Annotated in this window: 15 protein-coding genes; 12 read left to right on the forward strand and 3 right to left on the reverse strand. The window is 56.7% G+C overall.

The window, feature by feature from the left end; translation table 11 throughout:
* Positions 1–15: 15 nt before the first annotated feature.
* Both glyA and PanJK_RS12785 read left to right on the forward strand, forming a co-directional pair.
* Positions 16–1,269, forward strand: a complete 1,254-nt coding sequence (gene glyA / locus PanJK_RS12780; protein WP_176971039.1) for a serine hydroxymethyltransferase — start codon at positions 16–18, stop codon at positions 1,267–1,269.
* Positions 1,270–1,398: 129 nt separating this feature from the next.
* Positions 1,399–2,538, forward strand: a complete 1,140-nt coding sequence (locus tag PanJK_RS12785) for a 3-phenylpropionate MFS transporter (RefSeq protein ID WP_265300165.1) — start codon at positions 1,399–1,401, stop codon at positions 2,536–2,538.
* On the opposite strand, the gene csiE is transcribed toward PanJK_RS12785, so the two are convergent.
* Positions 2,535–3,803: a stationary phase inducible protein CsiE gene (csiE, locus tag PanJK_RS12790; RefSeq protein ID WP_265300167.1), complete on the reverse strand. Its 1,269-nt coding sequence runs from the start codon at positions 3,801–3,803 to the stop codon at positions 2,535–2,537. The genes PanJK_RS12785 and csiE overlap by 4 nt on opposite strands.
* Before the next feature lie 155 nt (positions 3,804–3,958).
* Between csiE and PanJK_RS12795 the strand changes: the two genes are divergently transcribed.
* From PanJK_RS12795 to PanJK_RS12805, 3 genes are all read left to right on the forward strand, one after another.
* Positions 3,959–4,585, forward strand: a complete 627-nt coding sequence (locus PanJK_RS12795; RefSeq protein ID WP_061717983.1) for a DUF1007 family protein — start codon at positions 3,959–3,961, stop codon at positions 4,583–4,585.
* On the forward strand, positions 4,576–5,556 hold the full coding sequence (locus tag PanJK_RS12800) for a nickel/cobalt transporter (RefSeq protein ID WP_265300170.1): 981 nt from the start codon (positions 4,576–4,578) through the stop codon (positions 5,554–5,556). The genes PanJK_RS12795 and PanJK_RS12800 overlap by 10 nt, the downstream gene beginning before the upstream one ends.
* A 190-nt stretch (positions 5,557–5,746) precedes the next feature.
* Positions 5,747–6,760 carry a hypothetical protein gene (locus tag PanJK_RS12805; RefSeq protein ID WP_256697125.1) on the forward strand — a complete coding sequence of 338 codons (1,014 nt, stop codon included), beginning with the start codon at positions 5,747–5,749 and terminating at the stop codon, positions 6,758–6,760.
* 35 nt (positions 6,761–6,795) lie between these two features.
* Here the strand turns inward: PanJK_RS12805 and suhB are convergent, their stop codons facing one another.
* Positions 6,796–7,599, reverse strand: coding sequence for an inositol-1-monophosphatase (suhB, locus tag PanJK_RS12810; RefSeq protein ID WP_008108283.1), 804 nt, complete (start codon positions 7,597–7,599; stop codon positions 6,796–6,798).
* A gap of 121 nt (positions 7,600–7,720) precedes the next feature.
* Between suhB and trmJ the strand changes: the two genes are divergently transcribed.
* From trmJ to sseB, 5 genes are all read left to right on the forward strand, one after another.
* Positions 7,721–8,464 carry a tRNA (cytosine(32)/uridine(32)-2'-O)-methyltransferase TrmJ gene (gene trmJ / locus PanJK_RS12815; RefSeq protein ID WP_008108285.1) on the forward strand — a complete coding sequence of 248 codons (744 nt, stop codon included), beginning with the start codon at positions 7,721–7,723 and terminating at the stop codon, positions 8,462–8,464.
* A gap of 135 nt (positions 8,465–8,599) precedes the next feature.
* On the forward strand, positions 8,600–9,097 hold the full coding sequence (iscR, locus tag PanJK_RS12820) for a Fe-S cluster assembly transcriptional regulator IscR (protein ID WP_008108287.1): 498 nt from the start codon (positions 8,600–8,602) through the stop codon (positions 9,095–9,097).
* A 208-nt stretch (positions 9,098–9,305) separates the two neighbouring features.
* The gene (locus PanJK_RS12825) at positions 9,306–10,478 is read left to right on the forward strand and encodes an IscS subfamily cysteine desulfurase (protein ID WP_265300176.1); all 1,173 of its coding nucleotides are present in this window, start codon (positions 9,306–9,308) and stop codon (positions 10,476–10,478) included.
* Positions 10,479–10,540: 62 nt separating this feature from the next.
* Complete coding sequence (gene pepB / locus PanJK_RS12830; protein WP_265300179.1) at positions 10,541–11,827, forward strand: aminopeptidase PepB; 1,287 nt, start codon at positions 10,541–10,543, stop codon at positions 11,825–11,827.
* Between the two features lie 49 nt (positions 11,828–11,876).
* A complete protein-coding gene (sseB, locus tag PanJK_RS12835) occupies positions 11,877–12,644 on the forward strand; it encodes an enhanced serine sensitivity protein SseB (RefSeq protein WP_179449864.1) in 768 nt (255 codons plus the stop codon).
* A gap of 43 nt (positions 12,645–12,687) precedes the next feature.
* On the opposite strand, the gene sseA is transcribed toward sseB, so the two are convergent.
* Positions 12,688–13,527, reverse strand: coding sequence for a 3-mercaptopyruvate sulfurtransferase (gene sseA, locus PanJK_RS12840; RefSeq protein WP_265300183.1), 840 nt, complete (start codon positions 13,525–13,527; stop codon positions 12,688–12,690).
* Between the two features lie 147 nt (positions 13,528–13,674).
* Between sseA and PanJK_RS12845 the strand changes: the two genes are divergently transcribed.
* Both PanJK_RS12845 and pbpC read left to right on the forward strand, forming a co-directional pair.
* Positions 13,675–18,561: an alpha-2-macroglobulin family protein gene (locus PanJK_RS12845; RefSeq protein ID WP_265300185.1), complete on the forward strand. Its 4,887-nt coding sequence runs from the start codon at positions 13,675–13,677 to the stop codon at positions 18,559–18,561.
* Between the two features lie 6 nt (positions 18,562–18,567).
* On the forward strand, positions 18,568–20,892 hold the full coding sequence (gene pbpC / locus PanJK_RS12850; protein WP_265300187.1) for a peptidoglycan glycosyltransferase PbpC: 2,325 nt from the start codon (positions 18,568–18,570) through the stop codon (positions 20,890–20,892).
* Positions 20,893–21,054 lie beyond the last annotated feature (162 nt).

A 21,054-nucleotide genomic window follows, 5' to 3' on the forward strand; every position in this document is an offset into this window, starting at 1 on the left:
GTCAGGAGAGTCCGGATGTTAAAGCGTGATATGAACATTGCCGATTATGATGCCGCGTTGTGGCAGGCTATGGAGCAAGAGAAAGTGCGTCAGGAAGAGCACATTGAACTGATTGCTTCTGAAAACTACACCAGCCCACGCGTAATGCAGGCCCAAGGTTCACAGCTCACCAACAAATATGCCGAAGGCTATCCGGGCAAACGCTATTACGGCGGATGTGAATACGTCGATATCGTTGAGCAGCTGGCGATCGATCGCGCTAAAGAGCTGTTCGGCGCAGATTTCGCTAACGTGCAGCCGCACTCGGGTTCTCAGGCCAACTTCGCGGTATATACTGCGCTGCTGCAGCCGGGCGACACCATTCTGGGTATGAACCTGGCGCACGGTGGTCACCTGACGCACGGTTCTCCGGTGAACCTGTCAGGTAAGCTGTACAACGTTATCCCTTACGGCATCGATGAAACCGGCAAAATCAACTACGAAGAGCTGGCTGAACTGGCGCAAACTCACAAGCCAAAAATGATCGTCGGCGGCTTCTCTGCTTATTCTGGCGTGTGTGACTGGGCCAAAATGCGTGAAATCGCAGACAGCGTCGGCGCGTACCTGTTCGTTGATATGGCACACGTTGCGGGCCTGATCGCGGCAGACGTTTACCCGAACCCGGTTCCTCATGCGCACATCGTGACTTCAACTACCCATAAAACCTTGGCGGGTCCGCGCGGCGGCCTGATCCTGGCGAAAAACGGTGACGAAGACCTGTATAAAAAACTGAACTCCGCGGTGTTCCCGGGTGGTCAGGGCGGTCCTCTGATGCACGTGATCGCGGGTAAAGCGGTGGCGTTCAAAGAAGCGATGGAGCCAGAGTTCAAGACTTATCAGCAGCAGGTGGCTAAGAACGCGAAAGCGATGGTGGAAGTTCTGCTGGAGCGCGGTTACAACATCGTTTCAGGTGGCACACACAACCACTTGTTCCTGATCGATTTGGTCAGCAAAAACCTGACCGGTAAAGAAGCCGATGCCGCTCTGGGCCGTGCCAACATTACCGTAAATAAAAACAGCGTACCCAACGATCCGAAGAGCCCATTCGTGACTTCTGGCGTGCGTATCGGTACCCCAGCGGTGACGCGCCGTGGCTTTAAAGAAGCTGACGTTCGCGAGCTGGCTGGCTGGATCGCTGACGTGCTGGACAACATCAACGACGAAGCGACCATCGAACGTACTAAACAGAAAGTGCTGGAAATCTGCAGCCGTCTGCCGGTGTACGCGTAAGCTTTACGCTGGTCGATGCAGTTCATAAAAGGATGGCGCAAGCCATCCTTTTTTTATTGCCGTCGCGGCAGCGCTCTGACAAAGTAGCGGCCACTCGTGCTGCTCAGCAGCATTTTTGCTGGAGGGAATATGGCAATCGGCTCCGCCAAATGGCTCGGTTTGGGCTACTTCACTTACTTCTTCTGTTACGGCATTTACCTACCTTTCTGGAGCGTCTGGCTAAAAGGCACCGGACTCGATGCGGAAAAAATCGGCCTGCTGCTGGGTTGTGGCATGGTGGCGCGTTTTGTCGGCAGTTTGCTGATTGCCTCGCAGGTAAAAAATCCCTCACAGCTGATCACCGCGCTGCGTCTGCTGTCGCTAATGACCTGCCTGTTCGCCATCGGTTATTGGCTGGGGCAACAGTGGATGTGGCTGCTGTTCGTGATGATCGGCTTTAATCTGTTTTTCTCACCACTGGTGCCGTTAAGTGATGCGCTGGCCGCCACCTGGACGCAGCAAATCGGTCTGACTTATGGTCCGGTTCGTTTGTGGGGGTCGCTGGCGTTTGTCATCAGTTCTGCCTTAACCGGTATGCTAGTTACTGCGTTCTCGTCTCAGGCGATTCTGGTGCTGCTGTCACTGGGCGCGATCGGCATGTTGGGTGGGATGATGTTAACGCCTGCGACGAAGCCGCAGGGCAGTGAACGTCAGACATCCACCGACGGTGGCTGGCAGGCATGGCGTGATTTGCTGCGCGAAAATGCGGTGTGGCGCTTTATGTTATGCGTGACATTGTTGCAGGGCGCACATGCGGCTTACTACAGCTTCAGCGCCATCTGGTGGCAGGAGAGCGGTTATGCCGCATCGATTATCGGCTATTTATGGTCGCTGGGCGTGGTGGCAGAAATCATCATCTTTGCTCTTAGCAGCCGACTGTTCCGCCGCTGGAGCGCGCGCGATTTGCTGCTGTTATCAGGCGTGTGCGCCATCATCCGCTGGACGATGCTCGGCTCCAGCACCGCCTTACCGTTGCTGATCGTGGCGCAGATTCTGCACTGCGGCAGCTTTACCGTCTGCCATTTAGCGGCGATGCGATTTATTGCCGCGCGCAAAGGTGCGCAAGTGATTCGTCTGCAATCGCTCTACTCGGCGCTGGCCATGGGCGGCGGGATTGCGGTGATGACCATGATTTGTGGTGTGCTGTTTGCTCATCTGCAAGGACATCTGTTCTGGGTGATGGCGTTAGTGGCGCTGCCGGCGCTGTTCCTGCGTCCACGCGCCGCTTAACTCTCCAGCAATTGGCGAATGCGCTGCTGCTGATGGCTACTCAGCGGCAGCTCAGCCTGAATCAGCGGCGGTGAAAACAGCGGCAACGAAATGGCATACGGCGTGATCACCAGCGCGATATCGCGCGGCGCGCCTTCACGCTGAAAATGCACAACGTCCTGATAGCTGATGTTAATCGGTAGCAGCGTCATTTCCCGTAGCTGCTGCTCCAGCAACTGCTCCAGCGCGGCATCCGCGCCTGTCAGCAGCAACACCTGCTTTTCCTGCAATGCACTCTCCTGCATCAGCCAGGCACCAAACAATACCGCCACCAAACTCACCTCTTCAGCACTAAAGCGCGTGGCAAAATTACGGCTGAAATGCTCAAGTGCGCGTTCAGTGGTGCGCAACAGGCGTGGATAGAGCCGTGCAACATCCAGCGCCACGCTGTTATCAATGCCGATGGCGAAATGACTGCGATCCAGCGCCTGCGCCAGATGCGTAAAGAGTTGCTGAGTAAGTTCGGATCGATTTTTGAAGGTGGTTTGTGCCAGTTGCTCAAAGCGCGTAATCAGCGCTTCCACTGACTGCATCAGCTTTACCGCTTGTGGATGTTCCAGTTGCGTAGCGGTTGGCGCGTGAATCAAGCTAAACAACAACGTCCAGAAGTCGGTTTCGCTCACATCCGGCGCTATGTGGCAGCGTTTCTGCCAGTGATGAATCACGTCGTCGGCGGCAGCACGTTCGGCTTTTTCCGCCAGCCATGCGCGTTGCCCTTCATTGAACAGCGCGTTTTGTCGCTGACACAGCGAATACTTCATGAAGATTTGCAGAAACAGGCGGTCGCGTGCGCTGAAGTCGCGCGCCAGGCGCAAACTGCAGTGCTGGATCAGCGCCTGCAGGTTGGTTTCATCCCACAGCGCTTTCTCGATTTTCAGTACTTTCAAGCGCTGACGCAGCACCGGGGCAAAATGCTCGCAGACAAAATCCTGCGACAAACGCAGCGCGCGTCGCAGCCAGTGGATCAGGCACAGCCGCCTGTCCAGTTCCGTCCCATGAATGCGGAAGCTGCCATCGACCATCTGGTGTAGCTCCAGTTGATGGTAACGCTGTATCTCCTCTCCCACATCCGCGATATCCTGTCGGGCGACAACAGGCGCCACGCCATTTAACTGGCAGAGCTTTTCAAGCGTCAACGCGGGAGCGGGCAGAAATAGCAGCAGTAACAGATGACAACGACGCTGGGAGCGGCTGAAGAGTGGTGCAGAGGAAGGTGCAGAACTCATCAATGGTTTATCCGCAGGTCACTTTTGAGCTAAGAATAGCTAACTCCACGCGGTAACCTTGCACTTTGTCGTGACTTTTGTTCAGAGCTTTAGGGCGGGTCACAATTTTTCTGGACCACTCTACACTTCACTTTAAAATTGTTACTTTATAACACATGAAAATTGCACTCATTACGTTTACGCTGTTGTTCAGCACCGCAGCCTGGTCACATCCGCACAGCTTTATTGACATGAAAACCGAGTTCATCAGTGACAACCAACATCTCAGCGGCATGAAAATGGTGTGGACCATGGATGAGATTACCTCCGCCGATCTGCTGTACGACGCAGGTAAGGCCAAACCTGGCGATGTGGTATGGAAAAAGCTGGCGGCGCAGGTGATGGCCAACGTGCTCGGTCAGCACTATTTCACTGAAGTGTGGCAGGACAAGAATCGGGTTAAATTCCTCAACCTGCCGAAAGAGTACAACTTATCGCGTAACGGCAACAAAGCGGTGCTGGAGTTCATCGTGCCGTTTGGCGAGCCACAGTTATTAAGTGCGAAGCAGTATCGTATTCAGACCTTTGATCCCAGCTATTTCGTTGATATGTATTACGATAATCCACAGGCATTAACCATGGACGACACCGTTAAATCGCACTGCCAAATCGAACTGCACACGCCGAAACCGGATGACTCGCTGAAGCAATATGCGCTGTCGCTGGATAAAGCCGATGCGCCGCCGGAGGATATGGACCTTGGCCAGCAATTCGCCCAAACGGTAACGCTGACATGTCACTGATTTCACTGCCTTCCCGCTCACGTCGTTTATGGCCGCTGTGGCTGATGGCGGCGTTATTACTGCTGGCGAGCGTACTGCTGTGGCAGCACTGGTCGCAGATTTTGCTGCAAAGCGTGCTGTGGCAAAAAGTCCTGAATCGCGAGATGACGCAGCTGTTGCAGCAGGTCGCTGAACAACCGCAGCAGGCGGGTGTGACGCTGATGCTGTTCAGCCTTGTGTATGGCGTGTTGCATGCGCTGGGGCCGGGACACGGCAAAGTGGTGATCACCACCTTCCTCGCCACTCATCCGGCAAAGTTGAAAACCAGCATGAAACTGACGCTATTGGCGGCATTGCTGCAGGGCGGCGTGGCGATTGGTTTGGTGACGCTGATGCTGGTGGTGCTGCAAACCTCGTCACGCCAGATGCATCTCGGCAGTTACTGGTTGGAGAAGGGCAGTTATCTGCTCATTGTCGCGCTGGGTGTTTGGGTCGGTTGGCGTGCATTACGATCGCTGCGCCAGCAATTGCGCCCTCAGCCAAAGCTGCAGATCCACTCTATTCGTCCTACACATCAGCATGATGAACACTGCGGCTGCGGTCATGCACATCTGCCTAGCGCTGCGCAAATGGATCAGGCGGTTAGCGCTAAAACGCAGGCGCTGGTGGTGTTTTCCATGGGGCTGCGGCCCTGTTCCGGTGCCATCATGATGCTGCTGTTTGCCAAAGTGATCGGCGTTTATGCGTGGGGCGTTGCCTCTGCCGTGGCGATGGCGGTGGGCACGGCGTTGACGGTTTCGGCGCTCGGCTTGTTAGTGCAGCGTTCCCGTGTGCTGGCGCAACGTTTAGGACAGGCTGGCGGCAGCCATCCTGCGGCCAGGCTGCTGGTTCCGCTGCTCGCCTTATTGGGCAGCGTGCTGTTAATCGTTGCGGGCGTTGCATTATGGCAAAGTGCTTCACCGGGCATTGGCGGCGGAATTCGTCCTTTTTGAAATTAGGATGTTTGGGTAGTGTAAATAACCCACTTCTGCAAGTGTTCCCCCCTCAATAGTTAATTAAATATCTCCTCCTGGTGTGCTGGTGAAAATAGATTTCTCTGTCTAAGATAAATTACACCAGTCAATGCTCTGGTGAATTGAGAAATTATAATATTTCAGAAAAACATTCTGCGAGGAGAAAACGATGCCTGAAACTCGGATTAATAATGGCAGCGTGGATACGGTGCACGAAGTGCATGGCGGCCTACCATTAAAGCGTATTTCCTGGAGCGCAGTGTTTGCCGGCGTTATCGCTGCGCTAATCATTCATCTTTTATTGGGGATATTAGGTACTGCGATTGGTGCAACATCCATCGATCCACAACAGGAACAAAATCCGCTGCAGCATCTGGGAACCGGTGCATTAATCTGGACTGGCGTGAGTATGCTGATTGCCATGGCCGTCGGTAGCTATGTGGCGGGACGTTTGGCACAGCGCGAAGGGGCGATGCACGGATTATTAATGTTTGGCGTCAGCACCATTTTGACATTATGGCTTGCCATTACCCTTGCGACTGGCGTTATTGGCGGTGCCTTTAATATTTTAGGTGCTGGCGTAAATGCCGTGGGCAATGGAATTTCCGCAGCTGCGCCATCACTGACCAATATGGCAAAAGAGAAGCTGCAGGAAAGTAATATCAATTTAGATGATTTAAAAAACGAATTACAAACCACGCTGCGTCAAACGGGTAAGTCAGAATTACAACCTGAGAATCTGCAAAAGGATGTAAATAACGAAGCCAATAATGCGCAAAATCAAGCGGAACAAACCGCACAAAATCCACAGAATGCTGATAATGATCTGGCTAATTGGTTGAAAGGCGTTATGAATCGTCATTCAGATACATTGCAGGCTGCCGATCGTGATGCGCTGAAAAATATTATTAAAGCGCGTACCGGTAAAAGCGATCAGGAAGTTGAGCAGATTGTGACGCAGACTGAAGAGAGCTACAAAAAAGCCGTACAGCAATATCAGCAATTGAAACAGCAAGCGGAGCAGAAAGCGCGTGAAGTGGCTGAGCAAGCGGCTGCCGCGACGGCGAAAGCAAGCTGGTTCACCTTCTTCATGCTGGTGATTGAAGCGGTACTGGCGGCCTTGATGGGACGCGTAGGACGCAAGACGCAACCGCGTCAGGTATTAAGTCACGAACGTCGGTAATAAAAAAGGCGGCTGATTCAGCCGCCTTTTCTCACTTAGCGCTTCAGCGCTTCACTCAATTCTTCACGCATCGATGCCAGCATCGCTTTCACTACGCGTGGGTTACCCGCAACGATGTTACCTGACATCACGTAACCGTGGTTGCCGGTAAAGTCAGTCACCAGGCCGCCCGCCTCACGCACCAGCAGTTCGCCCGCGGCAAAATCCCACGGCTTCAGGCCAATCTCAAAGAAACCATCAACGCGACCCGCAGCGGTGTAAGCCAGATCCAGCGCCGCTGAACCGGTGCGACGGAAATCGGCACACTGAGTAAACAGTTTGCCAACGATGTTGATGTATGGCGTTGCGTGCTGCTTCAACTTGAACGGGAAGCCGGTAGCCAGAATGGTGCCATCCAGATCGCGAGCCGTGCTGCCGCGCAGGCGATAGCCGTTCAGCTGGGCGCCCTGACCGCGTACGGCGGTGAAGAGTTCGTTACGCATTGGATCGTAAACCACAGCGACTTCGGTGCGGCCTTTAATGCGCACAGCGATAGATACTGAGAAGTGTGGAAGACGCTTGATGAAGTTGGTGGTGCCATCCAGCGGATCGATTACCCATTGAATGTCCTGATCTTCGCCCGCCAGTTCACCGCTTTCTTCGGTGATGATGGTGTGTTTCGGGTACGATTTACGAATTACTTCGATAATCAGACGTTCTGCGTCACGGTCAACATTGGTAACGAAGTCGTTGCTGCCTTTCTGGCTAGCTTCAACTGCGTCCGGGGTTTCATAATTCTTGGCAATTAAATTTCCGGCCTTGCGCGCTGCGCGCACGGCGATGTTGAGCATCGGATGCATCGGTATCTCTCGCTGGATGTTAAAGAACGGGGAAAACGGCGCGGAGTATATCAGTGTGTTCAGCAAATGTCCTCTTTTTATGTTAGGATGCGCGCCATCATTTCCCTGACCGCTTCTAATTATGCTGCAGAATATCCGAATCGTACTGGTAGAAACCTCGCACACGGGCAACATGGGCTCGGTCGCACGCGCGATGAAAACCATGGGCTTAACCAACCTTTATCTGGTCAATCCGCTGGTGAAACCGGATTCACAGGCCATTTCCCTCGCCGCCGGTGCCAGCGATGTCATTGGTAATGCGCGCATTGTCGATACCATGGATGAAGCCATTGCCGGCTGTAGTTTGGTGGTTGGCACCAGCGCACGTTCACGTTCACTGCCGTGGCCAATGTTGGATTCACGTGAGTGCGGCATTAAGAGCGTGGAAGAGGGCCAGCAGGCACCGGTTGCGTTGGTGTTTGGCCGCGAGCGCGTCGGCCTGACCAACGAAGAGTTGCAGAAGTGTCACTATCACGTCGCGATTCAGGCCAATCCGGAATACAGCTCACTGAACCTGGCGATGGCGGTGCAGATCATCGCTTACGAAGTGCGCATGGCCTGGCTGGACGCGCAGGAAAAAGCCGCGCCGACGGAGCAAGCTGTCGAGTCACCGTATCCTCTGGTTGACGATCTCGAGCGCTTCTATCAGCACATCGAGCAGATGATGCTGAACAGCGGCTTTATCCGTGAAGGTACGCCAAGCCAGGTGATGAGCAAGCTGCGTCGTTTATATACGCGTGCGCGTCCGGAACGCGATGAACTGAACATCCTGCGCGGTATGATGGCATCGTTCGAAAAGCGCAAAGGGAATGTGGATAATAGTTGAGTAAAACACCTGGTTAAATAGTTGAGTAAATTACTCGGTTAAATAGTTGACCGTTTTACTCAGGAATGTCAGACTGCATCCAATTCATCAGATAACCCGCCGATAACCGGACGGACGCTTACGAGGTTGTATGCTATGAGACTGACATCCAAAGGACGTTATGCCGTAACCGCTATGCTGGACGTTGCACTGCACTCCAATGAGGGCCCGGTGCCGCTAGCTGACATTTCTGAGCGTCAGGGCATCTCGTTGTCCTATCTGGAGCAGTTATTCTCGCGTCTGCGTAAGCACGGCTTGGTGGCCAGCGTTCGTGGTCCAGGTGGCGGTTATCTGTTAGGTAAAGATTCAAGCGCGATTGCTGTGGGCGCGGTAATTACCGCCGTTGACGAATCTGTCGACGCCACCAAATGCCAGGGCAAAGAAGGCTGCCAGGGCGGCGAGCGTTGCCTGACCCACGTTTTGTGGCGTGACCTGAGTGAGCGCATTAGCGATTTCCTCAACAACATCACGCTGGCGGAACTGGTGAATAATCAGGAAATCCTCGAAGTGGCCGATCGCCAGAACACGGTCGATAATCGCCGCTTCCAGCAGCATCGTGTGCAAGAAACCATCAACGTTAATCTGCGCGCGTAATATAGCTTAGCGTGGTTTTCCCAACCCTAAATGATCCGAGTTAGAGGAAGGCGGCAAGCGAGCGCATCCCCAGGAGCATACATAAGTATGTGACTGGGGTGAGTGAGTGCAGCCAACGCACCTATAACTTGAAGCATGACGGGTTCATACTGGAAAGGCCGATTCGTGCTATAAAGACGTATGATTTTTTATACGGAGTTTTAGCGCAATGAAATTACCGATTTACCTGGATTACGCAGCCACTACGCCTGCGGATCCGCGTGTCGCCACCAAAATGATGCAGTTCCTCACGATGGATGGCACTTTCGGTAACCCCGCGTCCCGTTCCCACCGTTTTGGCTGGCAGGCCGAAGAAGCTGTTGATGTAGCTCGCAATCAGATTGCGGAGCTGGTCAACGCCGATCCGCGTGAAATCGTCTTTACCTCCGGCGCGACCGAAGCGGACAACCTTGCGATTAAAGGTGCAGCGCAATGCCATCAGGCGCGCGGCAAGCACATTATTACCAGCCAAACCGAACACAAAGCGGTGCTCGACAGTTGCCAGCAACTGGCGCACGAAGGCTTTGATGTCACTTTCTTACAGCCGGGCAGCGACGGTATCGTCACGCCGCAGATGCTCGAATTTGCACTGCGCGACGACACGGTGCTGGTGTCGCTGATGCACGTTAATAATGAAACCGGTGTGATTCAGGATATCGCCGCCCTCGGCGCGCTGTGCCGTGCGCGTGACATCCTGTTCCACGTTGATGCCACGCAAAGCGTTGGCAAACTGCCGATAGACGTCACTGAACTGCCAGTGGATTTGATGTCCTTCTCGGCGCACAAGTTGTATGGACCGAAAGGCATCGGCGCGCTGTGGGTGCGCCGTAAACCGCGTCTGCAAATAGATGCGCAAATGCACGGTGGCGGCCACGAGCGCGGCATGCGTTCTGGCACATTGCCGGTGCATCAAATTGTCGGCATGGGCGAAGCCTACCTCATTGCACGTGAAGAGATGAGCAGCGAAATGGCGCGTCTGTCCGGGTTGCGCCAGCGTCTGTGGAGTGGCATTCGTCAACTGGGTAACGTGAACCTCAACGGTTCGCTGGATCAGGGCGCTCCAAACATCCTCAATATCAGTTTTGCCCACGTCGATGGCGAATCGCTGATTATGGCGCTGAAAGATCTGGCGCTGTCATCCGGTTCCGCCTGCACCTCGGCCAGTCTCGAACCTTCCTACGTGCTGCGCGCGATGGGCGTCGAACAGGAGCTGGCACACAGCTCGCTGCGTTTTTCGCTCGGACGCTTCACCAGCGCAGAGGAAATTGAGTACGCTATCGAGCTGGTCAACAAAGCGGTAACCCGTCTGCGGGCGCTCTCGCCTGCAACAAACGCCCGCTAATTCATGCACCCCTTGCGCCGGTTCTGGCGCAAGGTGACACCTAACGCAAACGGAGCCACGCGATGACAACACAACCGATGATAATTACGCTCAGCTCCCAGGCCGCCGACGCGCGCTGGGGTGAAAAAGCGCTGCTGAGCAGCAACGAAAGTGGCATGACCATTCACCTGACTGGCGCAGATGCGCTGATGAGCATCCAGCGCGCGGGTCGCAAGCTGGACGGTCAGGGCATTCGTCACGTCGGCCTGCAGGGCGAAGGCTGGGATTTGGAGAAGTGCTGGGCATTCTGGCAAGGCTATCGCAGCCCGAAAGGCAAACGTCAGGTCGAGTGGCCGGAATTTAATGAGGCCGATCAGGCTGAATTTGCGCGTCGCCTGAAGATTGTCGATTGGGTGCGCGACACCATCAACCTGCCAGCGGAAGATCTCAGCCCAGAGCAACTGGCACACAACGCGGTTGATCTGATCAATGAAGTGGGCGGCAAAGCGGTGAGCTATCGCATCACCAAAGGCGACGATCTGCGCGAGCAGGGTTATGCCGGACTTCACACCGTGGGTCGCGGTTCTACCCGCTCGCCGGTATTACTCGCGCTCGATTACAACCCAAGCGGCGATGAAAGTGCGCCGGTTTACGCGTGTCTGGTCGGTAAAGGTATCACCTTCGATACCGGCGGTTACAGCCTGAAGCAAAGCGCTTTTATGGACTCGATGAAGTCCGACATGGGCGGCGCGGCAACCTTGACCGGCGCACTGGCGCTGGCGATTTCACGCGGTCTGAATAAGCGCGTGAAACTGTATCTGTGCTGCGCCGACAACATGGTCAGCGGCAACGCGTTCCGTCTGGGCGACATCATTCGCTATCGCAACGGTAAAACCGTGGAAGTGATGAACACCGATGCGGAAGGTCGTCTGGTATTGGCTGATGGCCTGATTGATGCCAGCGAGCAGAATCCGGAACTGCTAATCGATGCGGCAACGCTGACCGGCGCGGCAAAAACCGCACTGGGCAACGATTACCACGCGCTGTTTACCTTTGACGATGTGCTGGCGGAATCGCTGCTTGGCAGCGCGACCGGCGAAAACGAAGCCTTCTGGCGCTTGCCGCTGGCCGAGTTTCATCGCAGCCATCTGCCTTCGAACTTTGCCGATCTGAATAACATTGCCAGCCCGTCACATGCGGCAGGTGCCAGCAGCGCGGCGGCGTTCCTGTCGCATTTCGTCAGCAAATATCAGCAAGGCTGGCTGCACATTGACTGCTCCGCGACGTATCGCAAAGGCGCGGTGGATCAGTGGTCCGCTGGTGCGACCGGTTTGGGTGTGCGCACCGTCGCCAATCTGTTACTAAAATAGTCCTCATCACGGCAGGCGTAAGCTTGCCGTCTTTTTTGGAATACGATAAATGAGTAACCGTCTTGAAGAGGTGCTGAAGCTGGCGGCCACCGAGCCTGCGCACCGTCCGGAATTTTTCCAGCTGCTGCTGGAAGCCGATGTTTGGGTGCCAGGCGAAAGTCCCGCTGAGCAGTTTGATGCGACTTCGCCGGTGGAATTACAGCATTGGGAAAAAGAGGGTGGTGGCAGCGTGATCCCGTTCTTCACCTCCGAAGAAGCGATGGGCGAGGCAATCAAAGATGAGCAGCCTTATCTGCGCATGCCGGTGCGTACGCTGTTTGAGATTACGCAAGGCGAAACGCTGTTCCTCAATCCGAAGCTGCCTGCGGGCAAAGAGTTTTCGCCGGGTGAAATCGCCCATTTGATTGGCGAAGAGGGCAGTGCGCTGAGCCAGCAAACCGTGCTGGAAGGTGGCCAGGCGCTGCTGTTGTCCGAAGTGGCCGAGCCGCCAGCGCAGATGATTGATTCACTGACGCAGCTGTTTGCCAAGTACAAGCAGGTGCGCCGTGCTTACATCGCCAGCATTCGCGAAAGTGCCACCGAAGAACCCAACCTGCTGATTGGTATCGAAGCCGATAGCGATATCGATGAGATTATTCAGGCGGCGGGCGGCGTAGCAACAGACACGCTGGCCGATGATGCGCCGATTGATATCTGTGAAGTGGTGAATGAAGATCGCGGCGTAAGCCACTTCTTTACTGCCCACATCACGCCATTCTATGAACGTCGCTGGGGCAGTTTCCTGCGCGATTTCAAGGGCAGTCAGCGGATTATATAATCCGCACCTTACATGTAGGGTCGCCATTTATGGCGACCTGCTATCACTTCTCGATCGGTAAATCGTCGCGGCTGCCCCATTCGCCCCACGAACCGTCGTACAGCGTCACATCCCGCACACCCAACGACGTCAGCGCCAGAATCACCACCACCGCCGTAACACCCGACCCGCAGCTGGCGATCACGGGCTGATCCAGTTTTACGCCCGCCAGAGCAAACAGATCGCGCAGTTCCGCTGCCGGTTTCAGTTCACCATTTACCACCAAACTGTTCCACGGCACGTTCAGGCTGTGAGGAATATGCCCGCGCAGCAATCCCGGACGCGGTTCATCCACTTCGGCGTTAAAACGGTTGGCCGCGCGTGCATCAATAATTTGCGCGCCGCCTTCGTGGCTGATCAGCAGCACGTCAGTCAGGCGTTTCACCTGTGTGCCATCATAAGTCGCTTCGAATTCGCCCTCCGGCAAACTAACCGGTCCGGTGGCGACATCGAAACCAGCCGCTTTCCAGCCCTGCAATCCTCCGGCCAGAATCGACACATTTTCGCAGCCAAAGGCGCGCAGCATCCACCATGCGCGCGGTGCCGAGAACAGATTGCCTTCGTCATACACCACCAGATGTTTATCCTGGCTGACGCCCAATTCACGCATCGCCACCGCAAAGGATTCGGCGCGCGGCATCATGTGCGGATAAGGCGAGGTGTGATCGGACAACGCTTCGATATCAAAGAACGGGGCATTCGGCAGATGGCCAGCCAGATATTCAGCCTGCAGATCGCGTACGGCTTCCTGGCCAGGCGGCAACATGCGGGCGTCAAGCACCTGCAATGTTTCCTCGGTGTAATGTTCTTTCAACCAATCAGCGGACACAAATATGGCTGTCATAGCAACCTCTTCTCAGCAAACGGGAAACGACCAGTGTCCGGGAATGTGAACGCTATCTCAAGGGTGTGATTGCTAAAGTTGGCGGGTTGATGTGAAATTGCGCGAAATTACGTTTTCTTAACTTCTGGGACTGGTGAGGGAATTACCATGGCAAAACGTTTTAACCGGCTGCTGCTCAGCGCGCTGATCGGTGGTCTATTACTGGGCGGCTTAACCTCGACGATTCACGCGCAGGAAACGGCAACTGCAGCAACAACGCCGCAATCGCTGTCCGTTATCGATCTCTCCGAACTGCAACTCGACGGCGCTGCGGCGCTGGTGTTGACCTTCAACGCGCCGCTTGATAGCAAACAGGATTTTGCCGCGCACGTGCACATTACCGATGATAAAAGCGGCAAGGTCGACGGCGGCTGGGAGCTGGCGCAAAACGGTAAAGCGCTGCGTTTTCGCCATCCTGAACCGTCGCGCAAGTTGACGGTTAACGTCGATGCCGGTCTCAAAGCGGCCGATGGCAGCACCTTATCCACGCCATTTAATCAAACACTCACCACGCGCGATATCCAGCCGATGGTGGGTTTTGCCAGTCGCGGATCGCTGCTGCCGCTGCGTCTGACGCAGGGTTTGCCGGTGCTGGCATTAAATGTGAATAACGTCGACGTCGATTTCTTCCGCGTGAAAAGTGCCTCGCTGGCCGATTTTCTCGCCCAGTGGGATTACGGCAACAACATGTCGTACTGGGAATCGCGTGAGTTGCTGAAAAATGCCGATCTGGTTTACGGCGCACGCTTCGATCTCAATCCGGCGCGCAACACGCGCGAGAAAATGCAGCTGCCGCTGGGCGATGTCGAGGCGCTGAAACAGCCGGGCGTCTATCTGGCGGTGATGAAACAGGCCGGAACCTACAACTACACGCAGCCGGCGACACTCTTCACATTGAGCGACATCGGTTTGTCGCTGCATCAATTCCCCGAACAGCTGGAACTGTTCGCCCAAAGCCTGTTCAACGGCGCGCCGCTGGCTGACGTTAGCGTGCAATTGCTGGATGAAAAAGGCAAACAACTCGCCAGCGGCACCAGCGACAGCAACGGTCATCTGCGCTTGCCGGCGAATGCCAAAGGCAAACTGCTGTTGGCAACGCAAAAGGGCCAAACCTCGCTGATCGATCTCAATCGTCCGGCGCTGGATCTGGCTGAATTTCCGATTGATGGCCAGCAAGGCTATGACAAACAGTTCTTCGTATTTGGTCCGCGCGATCTCTATCGTCCAGGTGAAACGGTGATCGTTAACGCGCTGCTGCGTGATGCTGATGGCAAACCGTTGCCGCCGCAGCCGGTGAAAGCCGACGTGGTGCAGCCGAATGGCGAAGTGTCGCAGACCTTTGTCTGGCAGCCAGATAACGGCATCTATCAACATCGCTTCGCCTTGCCCGCTTCCGCAATGACTGGCGAATGGACGCTGCGCATCAACAGCGGCGACAACCAGCCGCGCAGCTGGCCGTTCCATGTAGAAGACTTCCTGCCGGAGCGCATGTCACTGGATCTAACCAACCGCGCGCAGCCGGTGGCGTCGGATGACGACATTACTTTTGCGGTCGAAGGCCGCTATTTGTACGGTGCGCCTGCCGCAGGTAACGAGTTGCAGGGGCAGCTGTTCCTGCGCCCGGCACGTGAAGCGGTTGCCGCGCTGCCAGGCTATCAATTTGGCGACATCACTGAAGAGCTGAAACGTTCGCTCGATGATGTGGACGAGAAGCTGGATGAGCGCGGCAAGTTGCAACTCAACGTTGAGAGCAGCTGGAAAGAGAGCCATTCGCCGCTCAATCTGATTCTGCAAGCCAGCCTGCTGGAGACCGGCGGCCGTCCGGTGACGCGCCGTGCGACTCAGGCAATTTGGCCGGCTCCGGCGCTGCCCGGCATTCGTCCGCTGTTTAACAGCGAATCGGTGTATGACTATCGTAGCGACCGTTATCACGATGAGCCGACCGTGGCGGAAAACAGCCTTGCGGAGTTCGACGTGGTCTACGCCAATCCGCAGGGCGAAAAACTGGCGGCGTCAGATCTTGATGTGCGCCTGATCCACGAACGCCGCGACTATTACTGGAGCTTCTCCGACAGCGAAGGCTGGCAGTCGCGCTTCGATCAAAAGGATCTGCAGGAGGAGCAGCAGCGCATCACCATTGCGGCGGGCGGCAGCCAGAAAGTGAGCTTCCCGGTGGAGTGGGGCACCTATCGCTTGGAAGTGCATGCCGGCGACAACATCATTAGCAGTGTGCGCTTCCAGGCCGGATATGGGTGGCAGGACAACACCAACGGCACCGGCGCGCTGCGTCCGGATCAGGTCAAACTGAAAATCGATAAAACCGCCTATCAGGCGGGCGACACCGCGCACGTGCAGGTGGAATCGCCTGCTGCCGGTAAAGGTTATCTGATGGTGGAATCCAGCAGCGGCACGCTGTGGTGGCAACCGCTGGAGGTTCCGGCCGGCGGCGCAACCATTGATGTACCGATTAGCGACAGCTGGAAGCGACACGATCTCTATCTCAGCGCCATCGTGGTGCGTGATGGCGACAAAGCCAGCGGCGTCACGCCGAAACGTGCGGTGGGCTTGCTGCATCTGCCGATGGCGACCGAAGCGCGTCGCCTCAGCGTAGCGCTCGACGCGCCAGATAAAATCCGTCCTGAGCAGACGCTAAAAGTGAAGGTCAAAGCCAGCCGTGAAGGTGGCGCGTTGCCGCAGCAGGTGCAGGTATTGCTCTCGGCGGTGGACAGCGGCGTGCTCAACATTACCGATTACAAAACCCCGAACCCTTGGGACGCGTTTTTTGGCCGCAAGCGCTATAACGCCGATCAGTACGATGTGTTTGGTCAGCTGATTGAAGGCGGTGGCAAGCTGGCCGCGCTGCGCTTTGGCGGTGACGGCGACGATGCGGATGCGCTGTCGCGCGGCGGTAAAAAACCGGTCACCGAGGTGCAGATTGTGGCGCAGCAATTGCAGCCTGTAACGCTGGATGCCAACGGCGAAGGTACGCTGGAACTGCCAATTCCGGCGTTTAATGGCGAATTGCGTTTGATGGCGCAGGTGTGGAGCGCCGACAGCTTCGGCTCGGCCGATCGCAAGCTGGTGGTCGCTGCGCCGTTGATCAGTGAACTGGCGACACCGCGTTTCCTTGCCAGCGGCGATCAATCCACGCTGGCGCTGGATCTCACCAACCTCACCGATCAACCGCAGACGCTGAAAATCAACGTCACGGCCAGTGGCCAGATCGCGCTCAACGGCCAGATCCCCGCCAGCTTGCAGCTGGCGAAAGGCGCGCGCACCACTTGGCAAATTCCGGTCAAAGCGCAGGGCGGCTTTGGTGAGGGCGATGTGCAGGTCAAGGTGTCCGGCATGAGTTTGCCGGGCGAAACGCTGGCAGCCAGCGAGCGCAAATGGAAAATTGGCGTGCGTCCGGCTTATCCGGCACAAACGCTAAGCTTCGATAACGTGATGCAAACCGGCCAAAGCTGGCAGGTGATGGCGAGCGCCTTCAACGGCTTGCAGCAGGATACTTTGAGCGGACAGCTGTCGCTCAGCAACCGTCCACCGCTGAATATCGCCAGCTATATCAGTTCGCTGTATGCCTATCCTTATGGCTGCCTTGAACAGACCGCCAGCGGCATTTGGCCGTCGGTGTTCACCAACCATGCGCAGTTGACGGCGATGGGCATCAAAACCAGCAATGATGAAGCGCGTCGTGCCTCGATTGATACTGGCATCGCGCGCCTTGCCGGCATGCAGCGCGGCAACGGCAGCTTTGGTTTGTGGAGCAAAGAGAGTCAGGAAGAGTTTTGGCTGACGGCTTACGTCACTGATTTCCTGCTGCGCGCCAGCGAAGCCGGCTACAGCGTGCCGGATGGCGTGATTACCCGTGCCGACGAGCGTCTGCTGCGCTATCTGCAGGATCCCACGCAGATCGAAACCAGTTGGAGCAGCGATGCCGATGGTTTGCGTTTCAGCGTGCAGGCCTATGCCGGATTGGTGCTGGCACGTCAGCAGCAGGCACCGCTCGGTGCGTTGCGTGCGCTGTATGAAAAACGCGATCAGGCGAAATCGGGTCTGACGATGGTGCAGCTTGGCGTGGCGTTGAAGCTGATGGGCGATCAACAGCGTGCACAACTGGCGCTGGCGCAGGGCATTGGCCTGGAACGTAAGCCGAACAACTGGCTCGGCGATTACGGCAGCCCGGTGCGCGATCGCGCGCTGATTCTGTCGCTGCTGACGGAAAACCAGCTGCTGCCGGAGATGCAAGGTCCGTTGCTGATCGATCTGGCGAAAGCGGTGCACGGACAGCGCTGGTTCTCGACGCAGGAAAACAACGCGTTGTTCCTCGCCGCCCGCACCTTGCAGCAGCATAAAGGCGAAAGCTGGCAGGCGACACTACAAGGCAAAGCGGAACCGCTCAGCAGCAATCAGCCGCTCAATATTGGTATGACGGAAGATCAGCTGCGTCAGGGCGTGTCGGTGAAAAGCGACAATTCGTCGCCGCTTTACGGCACGCTAAATGTGGTGGGCTATCCGCGCACCGCACCGTCGCCGATGAGCAACGTGCTGCAGATCAGTCGTGAGTACTTCACGCTGGATGGTAAGCCAGCGGATCTCACCAACCTGAAAAGTGGCGAACTGCTGGTGGTGCGGCTCAAAGTCGCGGCCAGCGAGCGCGTCAGTGATGCGCTGGTGGTGGATCTGCTGCCTGCTGGACTTGAGCTGGAAAACCAGAACCTGAGCGACAGCAGCGCCAGTTTAGGCGACAGCGCCGATGCGCTGAAAGAGAGCATGATGGATATGCAGCAAGCCAACATTAAGCATATCGAATTCCGTGACGACCGTTTTGTCGCCGCGCTGGCGCTGGATGGCTACACGCCGGGCACGTTGTTGTATCTGGCGCGTGCGGTGACGCCGGGCAGCTATCGCCTGCCTCCGCCGCAGGTGGAATCGATGTATGTGCCGGAATGGCGCGCGATTGGCAGCACGCCGGAAAAACTCAATGTGCGTTAACCCTTAATGTCTGGAAGTAAGCGACTAAAGCGGTGGCGCTGGCTGCCACTTTTTTTACTGATTTTACTGGCCGCGCTATGGCTGCTGGATCGACTTACGCCATTGCCGCTGCGTGATTTGCAGCCGGCGCGCGTGGTAGTAGCCGAAGACGGTACGCCACTGTGGCGCTTTGCTGACCAGCAAGGCGTGTGGCGCTATCCGGTGACGCTGCAGGATGTCTCGCCCGCTTATATCGAGGCGCTGCTGACCTACGAAGACCGCTGGTTCTGGCAGCATCCCGGCATCAATCCGATGGCGATTATGCGTGCCGTCGGGCAGAACGTACTGCATCACGGCGTGGTCTCCGGCGGCAGCACGCTCACCATGCAGGTGGCGCGGCTTATCGATCCGCAACCGCGCACGCTGCGCGGTAAAGTGGTGCAGGCGTGGCGCGCGCTGCAGCTTGAATATCATCTCTCCAAACGCGATATCCTCACGCTGTATCTCAATCGTGCCCCTTTTGGTGGCACGGTTGAGGGCGTTGGCGCGGCAAGCTGGATGTGGCTGGGCAAACCGCCGTCCCAGCTCACCAAAGGTGAAGCGGCGCTGCTGGCGGTGCTGCCACAGGCACCAAGCCGCCTGCGTCCGGACCGCTGGCCACAGCGCGCCGAAGCCGCACGCAATAAAGTGTTGGATCGCCTTGCGCAATATCACGTCTGGTCAGTGCAGGATGTCGCCGATATCAAACAAGAAGCAGTGTGGCTGCCGCCGCGCCAAATGCCGCAACGTGCGCCGCTGCTGGCCCGACGCTTATTGTCGCTGTCACCCGACAACAAAATCACCTCAACCCTTGATGTGTCGCTGCAGCGCGAACTGGAGAATCTGGCAGCGTCGCTGAAAAGCAACTTGCCGCCGCGCACTTCGCTAGCGCTGCTGGTGGTGGATCACCAAAATATGAAAGTGCGCGGCTATGTCGGCTCGGTGGATTTCAATGACGACAGCCGTTTTGGTCACGTCGATATGATCGCCAGCGTGCGATCGCCAGGATCGGTGCTGAAGCCCTTTGTCTATGGCATGGCGCTGGACGATGGACTAATTCATGGCGAATCGCTGCTGCAGGATGTGCCGCGCCGCTTCGGTGACTATCGTCCCGGCAACTTTGACTCGGGCTTTCACGGACCGGTGAGCGCCAGCGATGCGCTGGAGCGATCGCTCAATCTCCCGGCGGTGCAGTTGCTGGATGCGCTGGGGCCAAAAACCGTCGCCGCGCGCTTGCGTAACGTCGGATTGAATCTGCGCTTTCCTGCCGGTGCAGAACCCAATCTGTCGCTGGTGCTGGGCGGCACCGGCGCACGCATGGATGAGATTGTGGCGGCCTACAGCGCCTTTGCCCGTCACGGCAACGCGGCGCAGTTGCGCTGGCTGACGACACAGCCGCTGCAGGAGAGGCCGCTGTTGTCGCCGGGCGCAGCATGGATTGTGCGGCGCATTCTGGCTGGCGCGGCGCAACCGCCGGCCAGCGGCGCGGTGCCGGAGATTGCGCCTTTGGCGTGGAAAACCGGGACCAGCTACGGCTATCGCGATGCATGGACGATTGGCATTACCCCGCGCTATCTGATTGGCGTGTGGGTTGGGCGACCCGATGCGACGCCGGTCGTCGGGCAATTTGGTTTTGCCTCGGCGGTGCCGGTGATGAATCAGGTCAATAATTTGCTGGCAGGACATATGCCGGTGAACGGTGCGTCGCGCGATCCGCGTCCGCAAGCGGTCAGCGCCATGAACATTTGCTGGCCTGGCGGTCAGCCGTTGCCCCTCGGCGACGAGAACTGTCGTCAACGTCGTCAGAGTTGGGTATTGAATCAAACCGTGCCGCCAACGCTGCTGGCGCCGGGGCAGGAAGGCGTTAATGGTTTGCGCCAGCGCTACTGGCAGAACCGCCGGGGATTACGCGTGGCGGCCGATTGCCCGGATGCACAAAGTCACGAGCGCCTGATGTGGCCGCTGCCGCTGGAACCCTGGCTGCCGGTTGCTGAACGCCGTGCGCAGCGCTTGCCACCGATCGATCCCGCTTGTCCGCCGCTCAATCAGGGGAACGCGCCGCCGATGGTGATTACCGGTGTGATCAACGGCCAGCGCGTGCAACCGCTGCCGGGCAAAGTGGTACTGGTGATGCCGGTCGCGGTGCAGGGCGGACAAGGTGAGCAGCGCTGGTGGTTTTTAAACGGGCAGCCACTGGAGCGGGACGCGAATAATAAGGGTGCGGCGCTGGTGCTGGATGAGCCGGGCAGTTATCAACTGGTGGTGATGGATGAAGCGGGGCAACTCTCATCGGTGTCATTTATCCGCGGTTGAGTGCATGGATATGGCATACTTTTTGCCTGCGCGCCCCGACAAAAATCAATTATTTTCAATAATTCCGCAAATCGCTAATAGGCAACGCGCTGTGATATCCCTATAATCGGCGCGTTTTCTTACCGGGAGGAGCTCCCGGATTCTTCAGGATGCTAACTAGAG

Origin of the sequence: Pantoea sp. JK (assembly GCF_026130245.1) — a bacterium.
In the GTDB taxonomy this organism is placed as follows: domain Bacteria; phylum Pseudomonadota; class Gammaproteobacteria; order Enterobacterales; family Enterobacteriaceae; genus Pantoea; species Pantoea trifolii.

Coding starts and splice junctions, on each gene's coding strand:
- glyA (WP_176971039.1), top strand. CDS start 16: ATGTTAAAGCGTGATATGAACATTGCCGATTATGATGCCGCGTTGTGG.
- PanJK_RS12785 (WP_265300165.1), top strand. CDS start 1,399: ATGGCAATCGGCTCCGCCAAATGGCTCGGTTTGGGCTACTTCACTTAC.
- csiE (WP_265300167.1), bottom strand. CDS start 3,803: ATGAGTTCTGCACCTTCCTCTGCACCACTCTTCAGCCGCTCCCAGCGT.
- PanJK_RS12795 (WP_061717983.1), top strand. CDS start 3,959: ATGAAAATTGCACTCATTACGTTTACGCTGTTGTTCAGCACCGCAGCC.
- PanJK_RS12800 (WP_265300170.1), top strand. CDS start 4,576: ATGTCACTGATTTCACTGCCTTCCCGCTCACGTCGTTTATGGCCGCTG.
- PanJK_RS12805 (WP_256697125.1), top strand. CDS start 5,747: ATGCCTGAAACTCGGATTAATAATGGCAGCGTGGATACGGTGCACGAA.
- suhB (WP_008108283.1), bottom strand. CDS start 7,599: ATGCATCCGATGCTCAACATCGCCGTGCGCGCAGCGCGCAAGGCCGGA.
- trmJ (WP_008108285.1), top strand. CDS start 7,721: ATGCTGCAGAATATCCGAATCGTACTGGTAGAAACCTCGCACACGGGC.
- iscR (WP_008108287.1), top strand. CDS start 8,600: ATGAGACTGACATCCAAAGGACGTTATGCCGTAACCGCTATGCTGGAC.
- PanJK_RS12825 (WP_265300176.1), top strand. CDS start 9,306: ATGAAATTACCGATTTACCTGGATTACGCAGCCACTACGCCTGCGGAT.
- pepB (WP_265300179.1), top strand. CDS start 10,541: ATGACAACACAACCGATGATAATTACGCTCAGCTCCCAGGCCGCCGAC.
- sseB (WP_179449864.1), top strand. CDS start 11,877: ATGAGTAACCGTCTTGAAGAGGTGCTGAAGCTGGCGGCCACCGAGCCT.
- sseA (WP_265300183.1), bottom strand. CDS start 13,527: ATGACAGCCATATTTGTGTCCGCTGATTGGTTGAAAGAACATTACACC.
- PanJK_RS12845 (WP_265300185.1), top strand. CDS start 13,675: ATGGCAAAACGTTTTAACCGGCTGCTGCTCAGCGCGCTGATCGGTGGT.
- pbpC (WP_265300187.1), top strand. CDS start 18,568: ATGTCTGGAAGTAAGCGACTAAAGCGGTGGCGCTGGCTGCCACTTTTT.